Below are 16,545 nucleotides of genomic sequence, written 5' to 3'. Positions count from 1 at the left end.
ATTTTTGTGCGTTTGCGGACATGTCATGAACGAAGGTGTGCCATTGGTGGTCAGCAAATGTTTTCACAGGATGTTTCACGCATTTTCGAGGCGTTAAGGTCGAAAGTGCTGGCTCGTTAGTTGTGCTTGACTGCAAATGGCGCTTCGTCGAGGACGAGCGTGCCGTCGCCTTGCACGTAGCCTTCCACCGCGATGTAACCGCGGATCAGGCGTGGCTTGCCGTCGAACGTCGGACTGGAATTTGGCGGGGGAGTGAAGCGAATGGTGCCCGACACCGCCAATCCCGAAGGACTGGCGCGATGCGGCAGTTTCGGCAAGTCGGCGACGGCGTTCGTTGGCGCCGACGCGTTTGCGGATTCGGCTGATTCGCTCGTTGGCGCCGGCGTGTTTTCCGAGGAATTCGCGGATTGTTCGTTCTGTGCATCGTCGGCTGGCTGCCGCTCGTCATGCTCGTGGGGAAAACAGTCCGGCTTGAGCAGCATTTCGGCATACGATTTGCGCGGTGCCTCGGCGTCAGGCGTCGTGCCATCAGGCATGGTCGTATCAAGCGCGGTGGTCGGTTCCGGCATGTCGTCGGATTCCACCGACATGCCGTTGGACGTCAACGGCAATGTCGCCTCGTCGGGCGCTGGATAGCCTTCCGGCTCCACCAGCATATCGGCGATGGAACGCGGACGCGGCTCCGGATCGGCCGCGCCCATCAGATCATCGGCCAACGATCCTTGAGCGGACTTGCCTTGCCCGCGCCCCATATGGTATTCGTCCGTAGTGATTTTGCCGTCAAGCAGCATTTGGGCATCATCGGGAACATCGGTACCTTGCGAATATTCGGAAGCCAGCAGCGACTGCCAACCCTCCAAAGGAAGATATCCTTCACGGATCTTCGAACGGCAATCGCCCGCATAGGTGCGCGCCAGCTCGTCCACCTTCTCATTGCCGGCATTGCCGGCATGACCCTTGACCCATACGAATTTCACCGGTCCGGGGCGCTTGGAGATTTCGGCATCGATCGCGCGAATCAGATCCGCGTTCTTTACCGGCTTCTTCTGCGAGTTCTTCCAGCCGTTCTTCTTCCAGCCGTGAACCCACGTGGTGGAACAGTTGATCGCATACTGCGAATCGGTTTCGATCACCAACGGTTCGGAGCCGGGGTGCGCGCGCAACGCCTCCAGCACCGCGCACAGCTCGCCAATCTGATTGGTGCCGTTCGTAGCTCCGCCGGCATCGCAGTCGCTGTCATGGTGATGCCCCGGCTTGCCGCCTGTGGCAAGCTCATGATCGGCCCAACCCCAACCCATCGGACCATTCGGATTGCCTAAAGCGGAACCGTCTGTAGAAACCGTAATCGTCATATCTCTACCCTACGAAAGCCGTGAGACGCTGCCATACGTGGTGAACTGCGAACTGTGATCGGGCGACGTCGAACGGGAATCTCAATCATCCAAACACAGCATGACGGAAGCGCGGAACAGCGTGCCGTCATAATCGAACGAGGTCGCGCCATGATGCCGTTCCGCGGTTTCGCGCACGGTGGCGGTGCCCAAACCTTCACCCCCATGCTTGGTTGAGGCGAAAGCGTCGCCAACCTGCATAATGGAGGAATCGTGCGTGTTGTCGACCACAATGAACAGTGATGCGGGCGGCCCAGTGCGATATTTGATGCGCACCCTGAGTTTTTTCTCCCCATCCTGTTGTTTCATAATGGCCTCAGACGCATTTTCCAGTAGATTGCCGACCATGGAACATAATTCGGCATTATTGATGTTGAGATATTGCGGCACCGACGCTTTGACATCGACTTCAGCCCCTATATGGCGGATCCAGTCACAGTAGTAGACCAGCACCGCGTTCAACGAAGCATGTTCGCAATACTGCATGGGGATGGGGTGCAACAGCCTATGATTGGCCATCTCCTCCAAATACGAGGTGATGCCGGGCATATCGTCGGCCGCGGCGAGAGCCTGCAACGTCTGAATATGATGCCGGATATTGTGCTTGATCTGCCTCGCTTCGTTGATGCGTTCGTTCATATGCTGCAGCTGCAAGGTCTGCATGGCTTCGTAATGTTCGCGTTTGCTGGCTTCGCGCAGTCGGTCCGCCTGCTGGATCATATACCAGATGAGGAAGTAGGCCATGGTCATGAAACCGGAATATGCGATGGATACGGTGAAGGCGATGCTAAGCACGCGGGTGTCGAGCAGCGATGCGTTGTCGGCGGGCATGCACCACACCACAATTGCTGTGGAAATGAACGGAAAAAGCCAGATGACCCTCCAAAAATTCCTGCTGATGGAAGGTGAATCGAATGTTGCGGAAAATGAATGATGGAACGGATGGAAAAGTGTAGTCGCCGCAATCAAATCAAAAATCAGCAGACTGATCATTCCCGGCCATCCGACACGTAAATTCATGGACTGCTCATTCAGAACAGCTAAATCCACGGCCAAAGACAGGTAATAAATGATCGCGACGATATATGCGGCTGTTGAAACGACGAAAAGAAGCTGCCCCCAAGGAAGATTCGTCATCTTACGTAAAGCCAATACCACAACCGGAGCCGAAGGGATCACGGACCAGAGCGAGGGGACGTGGGCGAGGCAACATGCGATGCCGCACAGGAAGAAGACAATCACGCCGGAAATCATGAGAATAAGGCCGTCGCGCTTGGGATTCTCCATATGATGCCAGGTCATGTACAGGCAGAGAAGCAGGCCCGTTAGCGCGTTTAGCTGCTCGCCGATGGCGAAGAACATGCATGATGGCGCGATCGATGCGAGTGCGTCAAGCATGGCTAGTCCTCCATTCTCATGCGGGTGAACGTGTATTCCGCGTATTTTCTGCAGGTGGTGGTCACCGCGGTTTTCGTGATGGGAATGTGCTTGCCGCCTTTCATCACGAATTCATTGCTGCTGATGCCTGACACGTAGTCGAAGTTGACGAGCACTCCTCGCGCGGTGCGGTAGAAGTTGCTGAATACGGTGAGACGATGTTCCACATCGGAGAAGTTGGTGCGGATTTTCGCGCAGGTGCCGTCGGCGAAGGTGAATTCCACATAATGCGCGCTGGAAAGCGCGTAGGCGATAAGGCGACGGTCCATGGTGATGGCGGGATTGCCGAACGCCACCTGCCATGCGGCGTCCGTGCTGCTTTGTGCATTGCCCGTCGATTGATGTTTTTTCAGATGAGTGACCGGTGTTTTCGTGTCGAGCTGCGCTGCGACGCGGTCCATGGTCGCATGGAACGCGTCGTGATTCAGGGGCTTCAACAGATATCCGCTTGCCTGCACCTCGTAGCCGAGCACGGCGAAATCAGTGCTTGACGTGATGAACACGATCGGGCAATCGTCGTTTTGTCTGCGCAGCGTCCGTGCGATATCAAGTCCGGTCGCCGCATGCGTGGCGGTTTCGTCGTCCGACAGATAGCAGTCGAGCAGCAGCAGGTCGTATCGGGCGTCTTTCCAGCTTTCGATGAAGGATTCCGCATCGGCGAAGGTCACGCATTCCACGCCGATATCGCGGGTGCGTTTGAAATATTCCGCGCACATGACGGCCATCAGTTGGCGTTCGGCGGCGTGGTCTTCGACGATGGCGATGCGCATCGTTCACCTCCCATGAAGATTGGCGGGGACCGCTGGACTGAGTGTTGTGTCGCTATCATTCAAGCGTAATGCGAAGCGGGGCCGGCAGGAGGGTGATAGCGTGCGTGTCATGCCAGAATTCGGCGTTTCGTGCCATATCGCACGATTCGTGTTCGTTGCGATTCGTATTCGGGCGGATATGCGAGAAGCCCGCCTTTTTCAGGAAAGCGGGCTTCTCAGTGAGTTTGCGAATGATTGGCGAATGGCTGGATTACGCCGATTCGCCAATGATCACTCGGCCAAGGCCTTGTCCACGACTTCGGTGGCTTCGGCGAGCACCTTGTCGAGGGCTTCGGGGGATTCGAAGGACTCGGCGTACACCTTGTAGATGTTCTCGGTGCCGGAAGGACGGGCCGCGAACCAGTTGTTCTCGGTGGTGACCTTCAGGCCGCCGATCTTGGCGTGGTTGCCCGGGGCTTCGGTGAGCTTGGCGGTGATGTCCTCGCCGGCCAGCTGGGTGGCCGCGACGTCGTCGCCGGAAAGCTTGGCGAACTTCTGCTTCTGCTCCAAGGTGGTCGGCGTGTCGACTCGCTTGTACCAGCTTTCGCCAAAGCGATCGACCTGCTCCTGATGCAGCTGGGCCGGGTTCTTGCCGGTCTTGGCGGTGATTTCCGCAGCCAGCAGGTCAGGGATCAGACCATCCTTATCGGTGGTCCACACGCGGCCGTCCTTGCGCAGGAAGCTCATGCCGGAGCTCTCTTCGCCGCCGAAGGCGACTTCGCCCTTGAACAGCGGGTCAACGAACCACTTGAAGCCGACCGGAACCTCAACGAGCTTGGCGTCGATGGAAGCGGCCACGCGGTCGATCAGGGAGGAGGACACCAGCGTCTTGCCGATGCCGGCGCCTTCCGGCCAGCCCGGGCGGTTGCCGCCGAACAGGTACTCTACGCACACGGCGATGTAGTGGTTCGGGTTCATCACGCCCCAGTTCGGGCATACGATGCCGTGACGGTCGGCGTCCGGATCGGTACCGCCGACCAGGTCGTACTTGTCCCAAGCGCCGTTGTTGAGGGAGTCCACAAGACCCTTCATGGCGTACGGGGAGCTCGGATCCATGCGGATCTTGCCATCATGGTCGATGGTCATGAAGCTCCAGGTCGGATCGACCTGCGGGCGCACCACGTCGATGGTCAGGTTGAACTTCTCGTTCATCAGCGGCCAGTAGTTGACGGAAGCGCCGCCGAGCGGGTCGATGCCCAGGCGCACGCCGGAGGAACGGATCACATCGAAGTCGATGACGTTCTCCAGATCGGCGACATAGTGCTCGCGGAAGTCGAAGCGCTCGACCAGGTCGGACTTGACGGCCTGCTCGAACGGAACGCGCTTGATGTTCTTGAAATCGCCGAGCAGCTCGTTGGCACGATCCGCGATGGCGTTGGTGACGTCGGACGGAGCCGGGCCGCCGGTGACCGGGTCATACTTGAAGCCGCCATCGGTCGGCGGGTTGTGCGACGGGGTCACCACGATGCCGTCGGCCAGGCCTTCGCCGGTGAAGCGCTGGGTGCCATCCGCTGCGCGGTTGTGGGTCAGGATGGCCTGGGACACAACCGGGGTCGGGGTGAAGTCGTCGCGGGAATCGATGCGCACGGTCACGCCGTTGGCGACGAGCACTTCGATGGCGGTCTTCCAAGCCGGCTCGGACAGAGCATGAGTGTCGCGGCCGATGTACAGCGGGCCGGTCACGCCGGCCTTCTTGCGGTATTCGGCGATGGCCTGGGTGATGGCGACGATATGGGCCTCGTTGAACGAGGTCTTCAGAGACGATCCGCGGTGGCCGGAGGTGCCGAAGGAGACACGCTGTTCCGGAACGTTGGGGTCGGGGACGACGTCATAGTACTTGCCGATGACCTCGTCGACATTGATCAGATCTGCTGGGGTAGCGGGCATTCCCGCATTGTTTGCAACCATAGTCACTATTCTGCCACGCTTTTGCGTCAGATGTGCGTAATTGTCCCATTATGCGCGATGAATACGTTGTCTGTTTAGTGCATGTTCGGATGTGTGTACATGAATTTTCGAAAATGGCGGATTCTGCGCTTAGCCGAGTTGCGCAATGTCAAACGATGGTGTATAGTTCTATGCTATTCGACTGATGCAGGGTTGCTAGTCAACATAAAGACGCAAGACCTGAGATGTGGCTGAACTATAGCCATATCTCAGGTCTTTTTTTGTTGCCCGAAGCGGTGTTGCTCGGATCGAATCGGTTGTAAGGGAAAGAAAGGAAATCAGGATGGCTGACTCACTCGCATCGCAGATCATCACTGCAATCGGTGGTCCTGAAAACGTTCGCAGTCTGACGCATTGCGCCACTCGACTGCGCTTTGAACTGGTTGACGCATCCAAGGTCGATCAGAATAGTCTCGAGCATATGCAGGGCGTGCTCGGCGCGGTGCCGCAGAGCGGTGACCGCTTCCAGGTGGTCATCGGCGGTGGCGTTGCCACCGTGTACGAAAACATCATGCATCTGCCCGAAATGGCCGGTGTCGGCGGTGCCTCCGCATCCGGCGATGGTCAGAAGAGCAATGCCGACGTCAAGGCCGAAGCCCGTTCCAAGGCCCGCGGCAAGGTGGCTTGGCTGGACTCCTTCTTCGAGTATCTCTCCGATTCCTTCCGTCCGATTCTGGGCGTGCTGCTCGGCGCTTCCATCATCATCGCGCTGGTCAACCTGCTTATTTCGCTGAACGTCATTCCGAATGACGAGGCCTCCGCGGGCTGGGTATTCGTGAAAGCCATCTGGAAGGGCGTATTCTACTTCCTGCCGATCATGGTCGCCTACAACGCGTCCAAGAAGCTCAAGGTCGACCCATGGCTGGGTGGTGCCATCATGGCCATGCTCATGACCCCGCAGTTCACCGGCTTGATGGACGCCAAGACCACCACGTGCGTGGAGAACGCCGCTCTGGGCACCAAGTCTTGCATGGCCAACATATTCGGTCTGCCGATGGCATTGAGCGACTATTCCGGCAACGTGTTCGTGCCGCTGCTCATGGCCGCCGTGCTTGCTCTCGTCTACCACGGATTGAAGAGGATCATCCCGGAAAGCGTCCAGCTGGTCTTCGTGCCGTTCTTCTGCATGATCATCGTTGGCGCGCTGACCGCCTTCATCATCGGCCCGATCGGCGTGTGGGTCGGCAACGGCCTCGGCGTCGGCTTGGCCTGGATGAACACCCATGCCCCGTTCATCTTCGCCATCATCATTCCGATGCTGTACCCGTTCCTCGTGCCGCTCGGTTTGCACTGGCCGCTCAACGCCTTGATGCTCATGAACATCCAGACTCTCGGCTACGACTTCATCCAAGGCCCGATGGGCGTGTGGAACTTCGCCTGCTTCGGCGCTACCGCTGGCGTGCTCTTCCTTGCTGTGCGTGACAAGGATAAGGACATGCGCCAGACCGCTTTGGGCGCACTTGCGGCCGGCCTGCTCGGTGGCGTTTCCGAACCGTCTCTGTACGGCATTCACCTGCGTTACAAGCTCATCTACAAGCGCATGCTGGTGGGCTGCGGTCTCGGTGGCGTCGTCATCGCCATCCTCGGTTGGCTCTTCCCGTCCGTCACCGCCGCCGGCCAGACCGTGCATGGCGTGACCACCACCGCTTTCGCATTCACCTCGTTGCTGACCATTCCGGTCTTCAATCAGATGTGGGTGTATGCAGTGTCCATCGCCGTGTCCTTCCTCACCTCCTTCCTTCTGATCATCACCTTCGACTACCGCACTCCGGAACAGAAGGCCGAAGTGCTGGCCCGTGCGGCTGCCAATCAGAAGACCGCTGTCTCGTCGGTCGAAGCCAAGGGAGTCGCTCCGGCTGCTGCCACTGCGACTGCCACTGTTGCCGCCACCAAGACTGAAGCCCCGGCTGCTGCCGCCACCACCGTGGTGAACGCTCCAGTCGCAGGCCATGTGATTTCCTTGGATGAAACCGGCGATCCGGTGTTCGCATCCCGCGCACTAGGCGAAGGCGTCGGCATCCAGCCGGCAGACAGCACCGTCGTCGCGCCGGTATCCGGCGTGCTGCAGACCGTCGCCGAAACCGGTCACGCATTCGGCATCAAAACCGATGATGGCGTGGAAGTGCTCGTGCACGTCGGCATCGACACGGTGAAGATGAACGGCGAAGGCTTCGATGTGAAGGTCAAGGCCAACGAACACGTGAACGCGGGGGACAACCTCGTTGTCGTCGACTTTGATAAGGTTAAGGAAGCTGGATACAGCACCACCACATTGATGACGGTGCTGAACACAGTGGCCTTCGCGTCCGTCACGCCAAAGACCGGCGTCGACGTCAAGGCCGGTGAGTCGGTGATCGACATTCAGCGCTGACCAATCGCATAGTCGGAAGGGGCCGACGTGGACGTTCTTCGCGTATTCAACAATAATGTCGTACTGGCAAAAGACGGCAACAGTGAGGTGATTCTCACCGGTCGAGGTATAGGTTTCCAAGCCAAGCCCGGCCAGCATGTTGACGACGCGAAGATCGTCCGTCGGTTCGTTCCCGCAGATGGCAAGGATCCCGACCATATGGCCCAACAGGTGGCCGGGATTCCGCCCGAAATCATTCGTCTCGTTACGGACGCCATGAACCGCACCGGTCTGAAGGAACAGGCCGACAGACAGCCTGCATTGGTGCTGGCATTATCCGACCATATTTGCGGTGCGATCCGCCGATCGCAAAACAAGCAGACCATCGAATATCCGCTGGAAGCCGAAGTGCGTTCGCTCTACGCGAGCGAATATGCCAAAGGCAAAGCTCTGGTCGATGCCATGAACACGTATCTGGGCGGTGCGCTGCCGGATTGCGAAGCCGTGGCTTTGGCCCTGCACTTGGTCAATGCGGGCTTCTCTACCGGCGATCTTTCCGCCACATACACCATGACCGGCGTCATCCAGCAAATGCTGACGGTCATCGAAGGCTATTACGGCATCACTCTCGACCAGAACAGCGTCAATGTGGCGCGTTTCATCACGCATCTGCGCTATCTTTTCGTGCGCATCCACCAACATGAACAGCTTGATGACGAGCCTGAACCAATCGTGGAATCCATCAAAACCTCATATCCGAAAGCATCGGATTGTGCGAACAAACTTGCGATCATCGTCAAAATGCGATTGAACGTGAGTCTTTCGGAAGCGGAAATCGCCTATCTCACCTTGCATGTCGCACGAGTGACTTCTCATGCGACGGAATCGCATGAGAATGACGATACCAATGCATAATTTGCATAAAATACATAATCATCGTAATAAATAATTTAATAATTACGATAATAGTTACTGATTTACATTGGAAGTATTGGCTTCGGGCGCTTCCGGCACACGCACGCACAAAGATTTACGCTCCACACTGAAACGAATATGCTGCGTTTCGGGAAGCATATCGCCATCCACCTGAGCCAACACGGGTTTCTCCAACTTGATTTCCGCGCTGACGCCCTGAATCTGGTCAACCGTGGAATTCGTGGACAGCGGACTCTGCTGGGCCTTGCCGGTGATCGTCTGATGCAGCACATCGCCGAACAGATTCGCCCAACCGATCAAACCGCCGGATGTGTCAATGATCTCGTAATCGAGAATGCCGTCATCGTACACGGCGTCGGGCATGAGCGAAAATACCGGAATCTGGCCGCAATTGCCGGCCATGAACGTGCGGAAGGTCAATCCGTGCGTGGTGTGCGTGCTGCCGTCGGCGCTGGTAATGGTCACATCACCCTTGTACTTCGGGGCGAACAGGTTCTTCACGCCCGACACGAAATAGGCGAGCCAGCTGATGTTCTTCTTCAACTCAGGATCGGTGTCGTCGATCATCACCGCATCAAAGCCGATGCCCGCGATAATAAGGAACGCATGGCCGTGATCGGCGGCTTCATCATCGAGCAGCGTCAGTCGGCCGACATCCACCAAACGCGAACCATGAGATGTGGCGACGGTCAGTGCCGCATCGATATCATCCACAGGAATGCCCATATTGCGGGCAAACAGATTGCCGGTGCCAATAGGGATGATGCCCAGCGCGTGGCCGGTTCCCGAAAGTGCGCTCGCCACCGTGCGCACCGTGCCGTCACCGCCGACCGCGACCACCACATCGGCGCCATGCTCCAAGGCTTCCAGCGCGCAGGCGCGACCATCCTTATCAAGCTGCGTTCCGATATATTCAACCTGCGTGAGATGCTTCGCCTCGCAGAACTCCTGAATATGCTGCTTGCGTTGTTCCGCCTGCGGTTTCGAAGGATTGATCACAAACGCGTAATGCACCTGATCATCGTCGCGCTTGTCGAGCTGTTCCGCAAGTTTGCGATGCTTATACGCGCGTACTGCGAAAAAGGCGGCCGCGCACACCGCTGCGACCGCAAGAACGACAATCAGAATGATAACAGGCATAGGCATGTCATCTATTGTTCACGGAAGATGCGAAAAAAGCGAATCAAGACTGATTTATTCGACGATTCCTGCACGTTGTATACAAAAATGAGAGGACTGCGGCGGGTGTCGGCTTTCAGCACTAGGCTAGGAGGCATGCTTGATATCCAATTCATTCGTGAACATGCTGACGTTGTTAAGGAATCCCAGCGCAAGCGTGGCGAATCGGTCGAACTGGTCGACGAGGTGCTGCGCTCCGACGAGGTTCGTCGTTCCTCTCTGAAGGAATTCGAGGCTGCCCGTGCGCAGCAGAAGGAAATCGGCAAGAAGGTCGCCGCGGCTCCGGCCGACGAAAAGGCCAAGCTGATTGCCGAAACCAAGGAACTCTCCCAGAAGGTTTCCGAATACAAGGCCGCAGCGGACGCCGCAGCCGAAGAATACACCACCGCCATGTGGAAGCTCTCCAACGTGGTTGAGTCGGAAGCTCCGGAAGGTGGCGAAGACGATTACGTGGTGGTCAAGAAGGTTGGACAGATCCGCGATTTCGCAGCCGAAGGTTTCGAGCCGAAGGATCACCTGACCCTCGGTCGTGGCGTTGCCGGCATCGATATGGAACGTGGCGTGAAGGTCGGCGGTTCCCGCTTCTACTTCCTGCGCGGCCAGGTGGCACGTATGCAGATCGCCATGCTCACCATGGCTGTGGACCAGGCCGAAGAGCACGGCTTCACGCTGGCCATCACCCCGACGCTGGTGCGGCCGGAAGTGATGCGCGGCACTGGCTTCCTCAACTCCCACGCCGACGAAATCTACCGTCTGCGCGAACCTGACGAGCAGTACTTGGTCGGTACTTCCGAAGTGGCGCTCGCCGGTATGCACGAGAACGAGATTCTCGACCTGTCTGACGGTCCGCTGCGTTACTGCGGCTGGAGCTCCTGCTACCGCCGTGAGGCTGGCGCAGCTGGCAAGGATACTTCCGGCATCATCCGCGTGCACCAGTTCGACAAGGTGGAAATGTTCGTTTACACCAAGCAGGAGGACTCCTACAAGGAGCATGAGCACCTGCTGGCCATGGAGCAGGAAATGCTCGGCAAGGTCGAGGTGCCGTACCGCATCATCGATACCGCTGCCGGCGATCTGGGCTCTTCCGCAGCCCGCAAGTTCGACTGCGAGGCTTGGGTGCCGACCCAGGGTCGCTACCGTGAGCTGACCTCCACCTCCAACTGCACCGAATATCAGGCTCGCCGTCTGAACATTCGCGAACGTATGGAAGATGGTGGCACCCGCGCCGTTTCCACGCTGAACGGTACGCTGGCCACCACCCGTTGGCTGGTTGCCATTCTTGAGAACCATCAGCAGAAGGACGGCTCCATCGTCATCCCGCAGGCCATGCGTGCCTACATGGGTGGCAAGGAAGTCATCGAGCCTACCAAGTGGGAAGCCTGATAGAATTTGGGTTTGCTTGGCAGAGTCTGATAGCTTGGGTTGCTCGTGGAGTTTGGTAACTCGGGTTTGTTTATCGGTCCCACTGAGTTGCTGAGCTACTAAACTGCTGAAACGGACTTCTGCAATACGAAATATGGAAGTCTGAGGATGCCTGGCATTTGGCATTTGCCGATTTCTGGCTTTTCTGGCTTATGGGAAGGGACTCGCGGTGAGCGGGTCCCTTCTTTTTTGTTTTCGCCGCGTTCTTTCCTTTGTTCTTGCTCGCTTTCTTCCCCTCGTTCTTTGGGTTGTGCTATATTAACGTTTCGTGCGTGATGCACATGGGTAGGTGTCTGAGCGGTCTAAAGAGACGGTCTTGAAAACCGTTGAGGTGCAAGCCTCCGCGAGTTCGAATCTCGCCTTACCCGCCTATAAGGCTTACTGAGAGCGCTCTAAGCACCCGGTAAGCCTTTTTTGTTGCTGCAATCCGGGTAAACTCCACCCAAGTTCGGCTCAGCACCGTCCAAGTCTCAATTCTTCCATCCACTGGAACAATCTTCCCGCTGTTAGCCCTGTGAGCGTCCAGATTCTTCCAGTGGGTGGAGGATTTGGGTCGCTGGGATGGTCTGTGGCGGGGTGATTCTTCCAGTGACTGGGGGATTTTTCCCGCTGGGGGGCTTGTGGGCGTCTGTTTTTCTCCAGTGGGTGGAAGATTTGGGTCGTTGAGAGGCTTGTAAATGTCCACTTTCTTCCAGTGACTGGAAGGATTGGGGAGGGATTGTGATGTTGTTCGGTGTACGATCAGGCTGAGTTGTGAGAAAGGCTGCTGTGACTATGCGTGAGAATGGGATGCAAATGAAGGAACGAGCGATGGGAGCTATGGCTGGGCTTGCGTTGGGCGATGCGTTGGGAATGCCTACGCAAAGCATGTCGGCCAAGCAGATTCGCCGGTATTACGACGGTCCGATCACGAAACTTATGAATGCCGTGCCGCAGCAGCCGATCGCACCGAATATGAAAGCTGGTGCCGTCACCGACGATACAGAACAGGCTTTCGTACTCGCACGGCGACTTATCGACGATAACGGCTGCATTGATAACACCCGATACGCCCACGATCTGCTGCAATGGGAAGCTGCGATGAAGGCCAAGGGATCGCTTGACCTGCTGGGACCTTCCACCAAAGCAGCGCTGCAAAAACTTACCGAAGGCGTAAGTCTGGAAGAGACCGGCCGATTCGGCACCACCAACGGCGGTGCAATGCGTGCCACGCCGGTGGGCATCGCATTCCGTCCAGGCCAAGCGCTCGCCGACGCCGCCTGGCGATCCTGTGTGGTGACGCATAACACGGTGCAGGGCATTGAAGCGACCACTTTGGTGGCTGCGGCGGTGAGCTTTGCCATTGAAGGAGAACGTGACTTTTTGCACCTCGCGGTGGAATTCGTACGGAAGCTTCCACAGCGTGGCAATTGGTCGGCAAAGGCTTCGGTGCTTGCGCGTGTGCAATATTTCATGAATTGGGCCGAAACTGATGGATGCAGGCTCAATGACAACGAATTCGCTGCTGTGCTGCAACGGAATTGCGGTACCAGCGTGGAATCGAACGAGTCCGTGGCCGCCGCTTTCGCCATTGCGGCGCGCTTTTTTGACGATCCCACGCATGCTTTGTGTTTCGCGGCTTCTATCGGTGGCGACACTGACACCATTGCGGCTATTGCGGGCGCGATGCTGGGGGCGTGGCATGGTATGCAAGGTTTCGACAAAACCATGCTTGATCAGGTGCTTTCACAACTTGCTGAAGATAATCACCTTGATTTGGTCGGCACTGTTACGTCGCTACGCGCGTTACGCGATGATAGTGCGCTTAATGATGTCAATATCGTTTGATCTGCAGGAACCGTAGTTAGCGAAACTATGACGGAAGTGCGAAAGGCATCGCAATGACTGGAAAAGTTATTTCTCTTGGGCAGGTTATTGTCGATCTGACCATGAATGTGGACGCGGTGCCGCGTGCGGGTGAAGATGTGTTCGCCGGCAATGTGCAAACGCAGGTTGGTGCCAGCTTCAACACGCTGTATGCCGTGCGCCGCATGGGCGTTCAGGCATCTCATGCTGGTGTGATTGGTACGGGGCCGTGGGCTTCGCAGATTCTGCAAACGTTGGAAAATCAGGAAATTCAGCATATCGGCAAGCGGGATGCCGTGCACGATTCGGGATTTTGCGTGGCGTTGACCGACGCGAATGCTGAACGGACGTTCATTTCGACGAGGGGCGCAGAAGCGTACGGCAGTGCCGATGCGTTCGATTCTGTGAATCCAGAAAAGCGGGATGTCGTGCATGTGAGCGGATACACGTTGGTGCATCACACTGCGGACGCGCTGCTTGCTTTTGTGAAAAGAACGACTGAACATCGTGAGTTCACTGCGGTATTCGATCCTTCTCCGATGATCTCGGCAGTTGATGATGACGTTTTCCGTGTGATGCTCGCATATCGTCCGATATGGTCGTGCAATGAACGCGAGGCAACGTTGATTGCGCAACGTTTGGCGGCGCTCGATAGTGGCGATTCTTGCGATTGCAAGGTTTCGCGGGATATGCTGCAAGAGATTGAGAGTGCGAATGTCAATGAGGAGACGGTTGCGTGGCTGTGCGATCGATTGCAATCTCCTGTAATCGTTCGCGTGGGCGCGGATGGTGCGTGGTCGGCGATTCCCGGTGACGAAGTGCTGCGAATTCCAGGTTTTCCAATGAAAGCGGTGGATACCAATGGCGCTGGTGATTGTCACGCGGGTGTGTTGTGCGCCCTGCTGTGCGAAGGCGTGCCGTTGGAGGAGGCTGTACGTTGCGCCAATGCTGCTTCGGCGTTGTCTGTAACGCGATCAGGGCCGGCTACCTGCCCTGATCGAAAGGAGGTTGAGCGGCTCCTAGGAAGGGCGTTCTAAGACTTATGGTACAAATGACTATAAGTGGTTATATCATGTGCACGATTGCGCTGACGCGGCGTGCATGTCGCTTGCCCGCGGCGTTGCTCGGCAGATTCAAGGAGATTAGTTTCACATGAGCAATGAGAAAGGGACCCTCTCCATCGAGGAGCAGGGTATCGACACCATATCCGAAGAGGAGCGTAAGGGCACGCCGGCCAGTCTGTTTTGGCCCTGGTTCGCTGCCAATGTTTCCATGTTCGCCATGTCGTACGGCGCGTGGGCGCTCGGTTTCGGCATTTCGTTCTGGCAGGCCACCGCCATGACCATTATTGGCGTGGTCATCTCGTTCCTGCTGGTCGGCATCATTTCCATCGCGGGCAAACGCGGCAACGCGCCCACCATGGTGCTCACCCGCGCCACGTTCGGCGTGGAAGGTGCCAAAGTGCCAGCGGCTCTGAGTTGGATCGCCACATTAGGCTGGGAGATTTCACTGACCACCACCGCTGTGTTGGCATTATCAAGCACCATCGAAAAACTCGGTTGGGGCTCTGGTGTCGCGCCCAAGATCATCTCCACCATTGTGGTGGTCGGCCTTGTGGTGGTCGCAGGTATTTTCGGATACGACCTGATTATGCGTTGTCAGCAGGTCATCACCATCGTGACCGGTGTGATCACCGTCGGTTTCTTTATCCTCGGCTGGGGACATATTGACTTTTCCGCCATTGACTCGGTTCCGGCGGGATCATTGCCGGCCATGCTCGGCTGCTGCTTCTTCGTGATGACCGGCTTTGGCTTGGGCTGGGTGAATATCGCTGCCGATTACTCGCGCTATCTGCCGCGCAACTCCTCCAATGGCGGCATTGTGTTCTGGACCACATTCGGTGCGTCCATTGCCAATGTGTTCCTGATTTTCTACGGTCTGCTGCTCGCGGTTTCCAATGCCGACATGGCGGAAAACGTTGGAAATGATCCGATTGGAGCCATGGCTTCCATTCTGCCGACCTGGTACTTGATTCCGTACACCATTGTGGCCGTGCTCGGTTTGATGTCCGGCTCCATTATGGACAATTATTCCAACGGGCTTGCGCTGCTGTCGTTCGGTGTGAAGTTGCCGCGTACCGTGGCTGCCGCGCTCACCGCCGCTTTGACTGTGCTTGGTGTGGTCTACGTGACTTTCTTCTCCGACACGTTCATTGGCCCGTTCCAAGGCTTTCTGACCACGCTCGGTGTGCCGATGGCCGTATGGGCCGGCATGTTCGTGGCCGATGTGATCATTCGCAAGAAGGATTACAGCACCGCTGATTTGTATGATCCGAAGGGGCGTTACGGTGCGTGGAACGGTAAGTCTTTCGCCATTCTTGTCGTCGGTACCGTGCTTGGTTGGGGATTGGTGGTCAACACTGCCGCCAGCTGGCTGAACTGGCAGGGGTATCTGCTGTTCCTTATCGGTGGCAAAGAAGGTAGTTGGGCTGCCGCCAATCTTGGTGTGATTGTTGCGCTGATTATTGGTCTTGCGGGATCGTTGATGTTCCAGCGTGGCGATATTGCCAAGCAGGAAGCTGATCTGCCGGTTTCGGAAGCATGAGTTGCTTATTGCGATAATACAAGGAAAGGAAAAGTCATGATTGCGGAAGATGAATGGCTGGTAGTTATCGACAGGCAGCGTGTTTTTGCGGAAAGTGAATGGTCCGCATGGGCTTGCCCGGACGGCTCCTATCACACTACTGATGAAGCGTTCGCACGATTGGCTAAGGCGTTCGGCGATCGTGTGGTCTATACGCGATATGTTGCGCCTGAGTCACCGCAAAACGCTTGGGTTGATTATTTCAAAGATTGGCCGCAGTTTTTGGTTGCTCCCGACGATCCGATGTACGATCTCACCGCGGATACCGCGGAATTGGCGCAGGGCCATGCCGTGGTCAGTTGCGACACTTTTGGCAAGTGGGGAAGCGTGCTGAGCGAAGCCATTAAAGGCGCTAAAAAGATCACGGTATGTGGTGTCGCCACCGATTGCTGTGTGCTTACCACTGTGCTCGCCGCGGCTGACAATGGTGTAGCGGTACGCGTTGCTGCTGACGCTTGTGCAGGCAGTTCGCCAGAAAACCATCAGATGGCATTGAGCACCATGGCATTGTTCACGCCGCTGGTCACCGTCACTGATACTGATTCCATCGTAGGATAGGTAAGGACTTTGATTCTGCGGGGTTTGT

12 protein-coding genes and 1 tRNA gene are annotated in these 16,545 nt (G+C 57.0%); 8 read left to right on the top strand and 5 right to left on the bottom strand.

Going from position 1 to position 16,545, the window contains the following annotated elements:
- Positions 1 to 116: 116 nt before the first annotated feature.
- From KSY55_RS00705 to pgm, 4 genes are all read right to left on the bottom strand, one after another.
- Positions 117 to 1,352, bottom strand: coding sequence for a ribonuclease H (locus KSY55_RS00705; RefSeq protein ID WP_217749421.1), 1,236 nt, complete (start codon positions 1,350 to 1,352; stop codon positions 117 to 119).
- Positions 1,353 to 1,433: 81 nt separating this feature from the next.
- Complete coding sequence (locus KSY55_RS00700; protein ID WP_065437739.1) at positions 1,434 to 2,789, bottom strand: sensor histidine kinase; 1,356 nt, start codon at positions 2,787 to 2,789, stop codon at positions 1,434 to 1,436.
- Between the two features lie 2 nt (positions 2,790 to 2,791).
- A complete protein-coding gene (locus tag KSY55_RS00695) occupies positions 2,792 to 3,598 on the bottom strand; it encodes a LytTR family DNA-binding domain-containing protein (protein WP_034880482.1) in 807 nt (268 codons plus the stop codon).
- A gap of 270 nt (positions 3,599 to 3,868) precedes the next feature.
- The gene (pgm, locus tag KSY55_RS00690) at positions 3,869 to 5,545 is read right to left on the bottom strand and encodes a phosphoglucomutase (alpha-D-glucose-1,6-bisphosphate-dependent) (RefSeq protein WP_004219985.1); all 1,677 of its coding nucleotides are present in this window, start codon (positions 5,543 to 5,545) and stop codon (positions 3,869 to 3,871) included.
- Positions 5,546 to 5,867: 322 nt separating this feature from the next.
- Here pgm and KSY55_RS00685 point away from each other — a divergent pair, with 322 nt between their 5' ends.
- The gene (locus tag KSY55_RS00685; RefSeq protein ID WP_217749420.1) at positions 5,868 to 7,955 is read left to right on the top strand and encodes a glucose PTS transporter subunit IIA; all 2,088 of its coding nucleotides are present in this window, start codon (positions 5,868 to 5,870) and stop codon (positions 7,953 to 7,955) included.
- A 27-nt stretch (positions 7,956 to 7,982) separates the two neighbouring features.
- Positions 7,983 to 8,849 (top strand): PRD domain-containing protein, encoded by an 867-nt coding sequence (locus tag KSY55_RS00680; RefSeq protein ID WP_022244981.1) that lies wholly within the window; start codon positions 7,983 to 7,985, stop codon positions 8,847 to 8,849.
- A 54-nt stretch (positions 8,850 to 8,903) separates the two neighbouring features.
- Here KSY55_RS00680 and KSY55_RS00675 read toward each other — a convergent pair whose 3' ends face one another.
- Positions 8,904 to 10,016, bottom strand: a complete 1,113-nt coding sequence (locus KSY55_RS00675; RefSeq protein WP_004219978.1) for a diacylglycerol kinase family protein — start codon at positions 10,014 to 10,016, stop codon at positions 8,904 to 8,906.
- Positions 10,017 to 10,145: 129 nt separating this feature from the next.
- On the opposite strand from KSY55_RS00675, the gene serS reads away from it, so the two are divergent.
- The 6 genes from serS (at position 10,146) to KSY55_RS00645 (ending at position 16,517) form a co-directional block, all read left to right on the top strand.
- Positions 10,146 to 11,432, top strand: coding sequence for a serine--tRNA ligase (gene serS, locus KSY55_RS00670; RefSeq protein WP_217749419.1), 1,287 nt, complete (start codon positions 10,146 to 10,148; stop codon positions 11,430 to 11,432).
- 322 nt (positions 11,433 to 11,754) lie between these two features.
- A tRNA-Ser gene (locus KSY55_RS00665) sits at positions 11,755 to 11,839 on the top strand.
- Positions 11,840 to 12,281: 442 nt separating this feature from the next.
- Positions 12,282 to 13,298, top strand: coding sequence for an ADP-ribosylglycohydrolase family protein (locus tag KSY55_RS00660; RefSeq protein WP_195523604.1), 1,017 nt, complete (start codon positions 12,282 to 12,284; stop codon positions 13,296 to 13,298).
- A 53-nt stretch (positions 13,299 to 13,351) separates the two neighbouring features.
- Positions 13,352 to 14,353 carry a PfkB family carbohydrate kinase gene (locus KSY55_RS00655; RefSeq protein WP_217749418.1) on the top strand — a complete coding sequence of 334 codons (1,002 nt, stop codon included), beginning with the start codon at positions 13,352 to 13,354 and terminating at the stop codon, positions 14,351 to 14,353.
- 115 nt (positions 14,354 to 14,468) lie between these two features.
- Entirely contained in the window at positions 14,469 to 15,920 is a 1,452-nt protein-coding gene (locus KSY55_RS00650; protein WP_004219971.1) for a cytosine permease, read from the top strand.
- Between the two features lie 36 nt (positions 15,921 to 15,956).
- On the top strand, positions 15,957 to 16,517 hold the full coding sequence (locus KSY55_RS00645; protein ID WP_118765457.1) for a cysteine hydrolase: 561 nt from the start codon (positions 15,957 to 15,959) through the stop codon (positions 16,515 to 16,517).
- Positions 16,518 to 16,545 lie beyond the last annotated feature (28 nt).

This window comes from Bifidobacterium sp. MSK.13.1 (assembly GCF_019131435.1).
Classification (GTDB): Bacteria; Actinomycetota; Actinomycetes; order Actinomycetales; family Bifidobacteriaceae; genus Bifidobacterium; species Bifidobacterium pseudocatenulatum.
The sequence above is the reverse complement of the archived record's forward strand: the minus strand, read 5'-3'. Positions and strand labels throughout refer to the sequence as shown.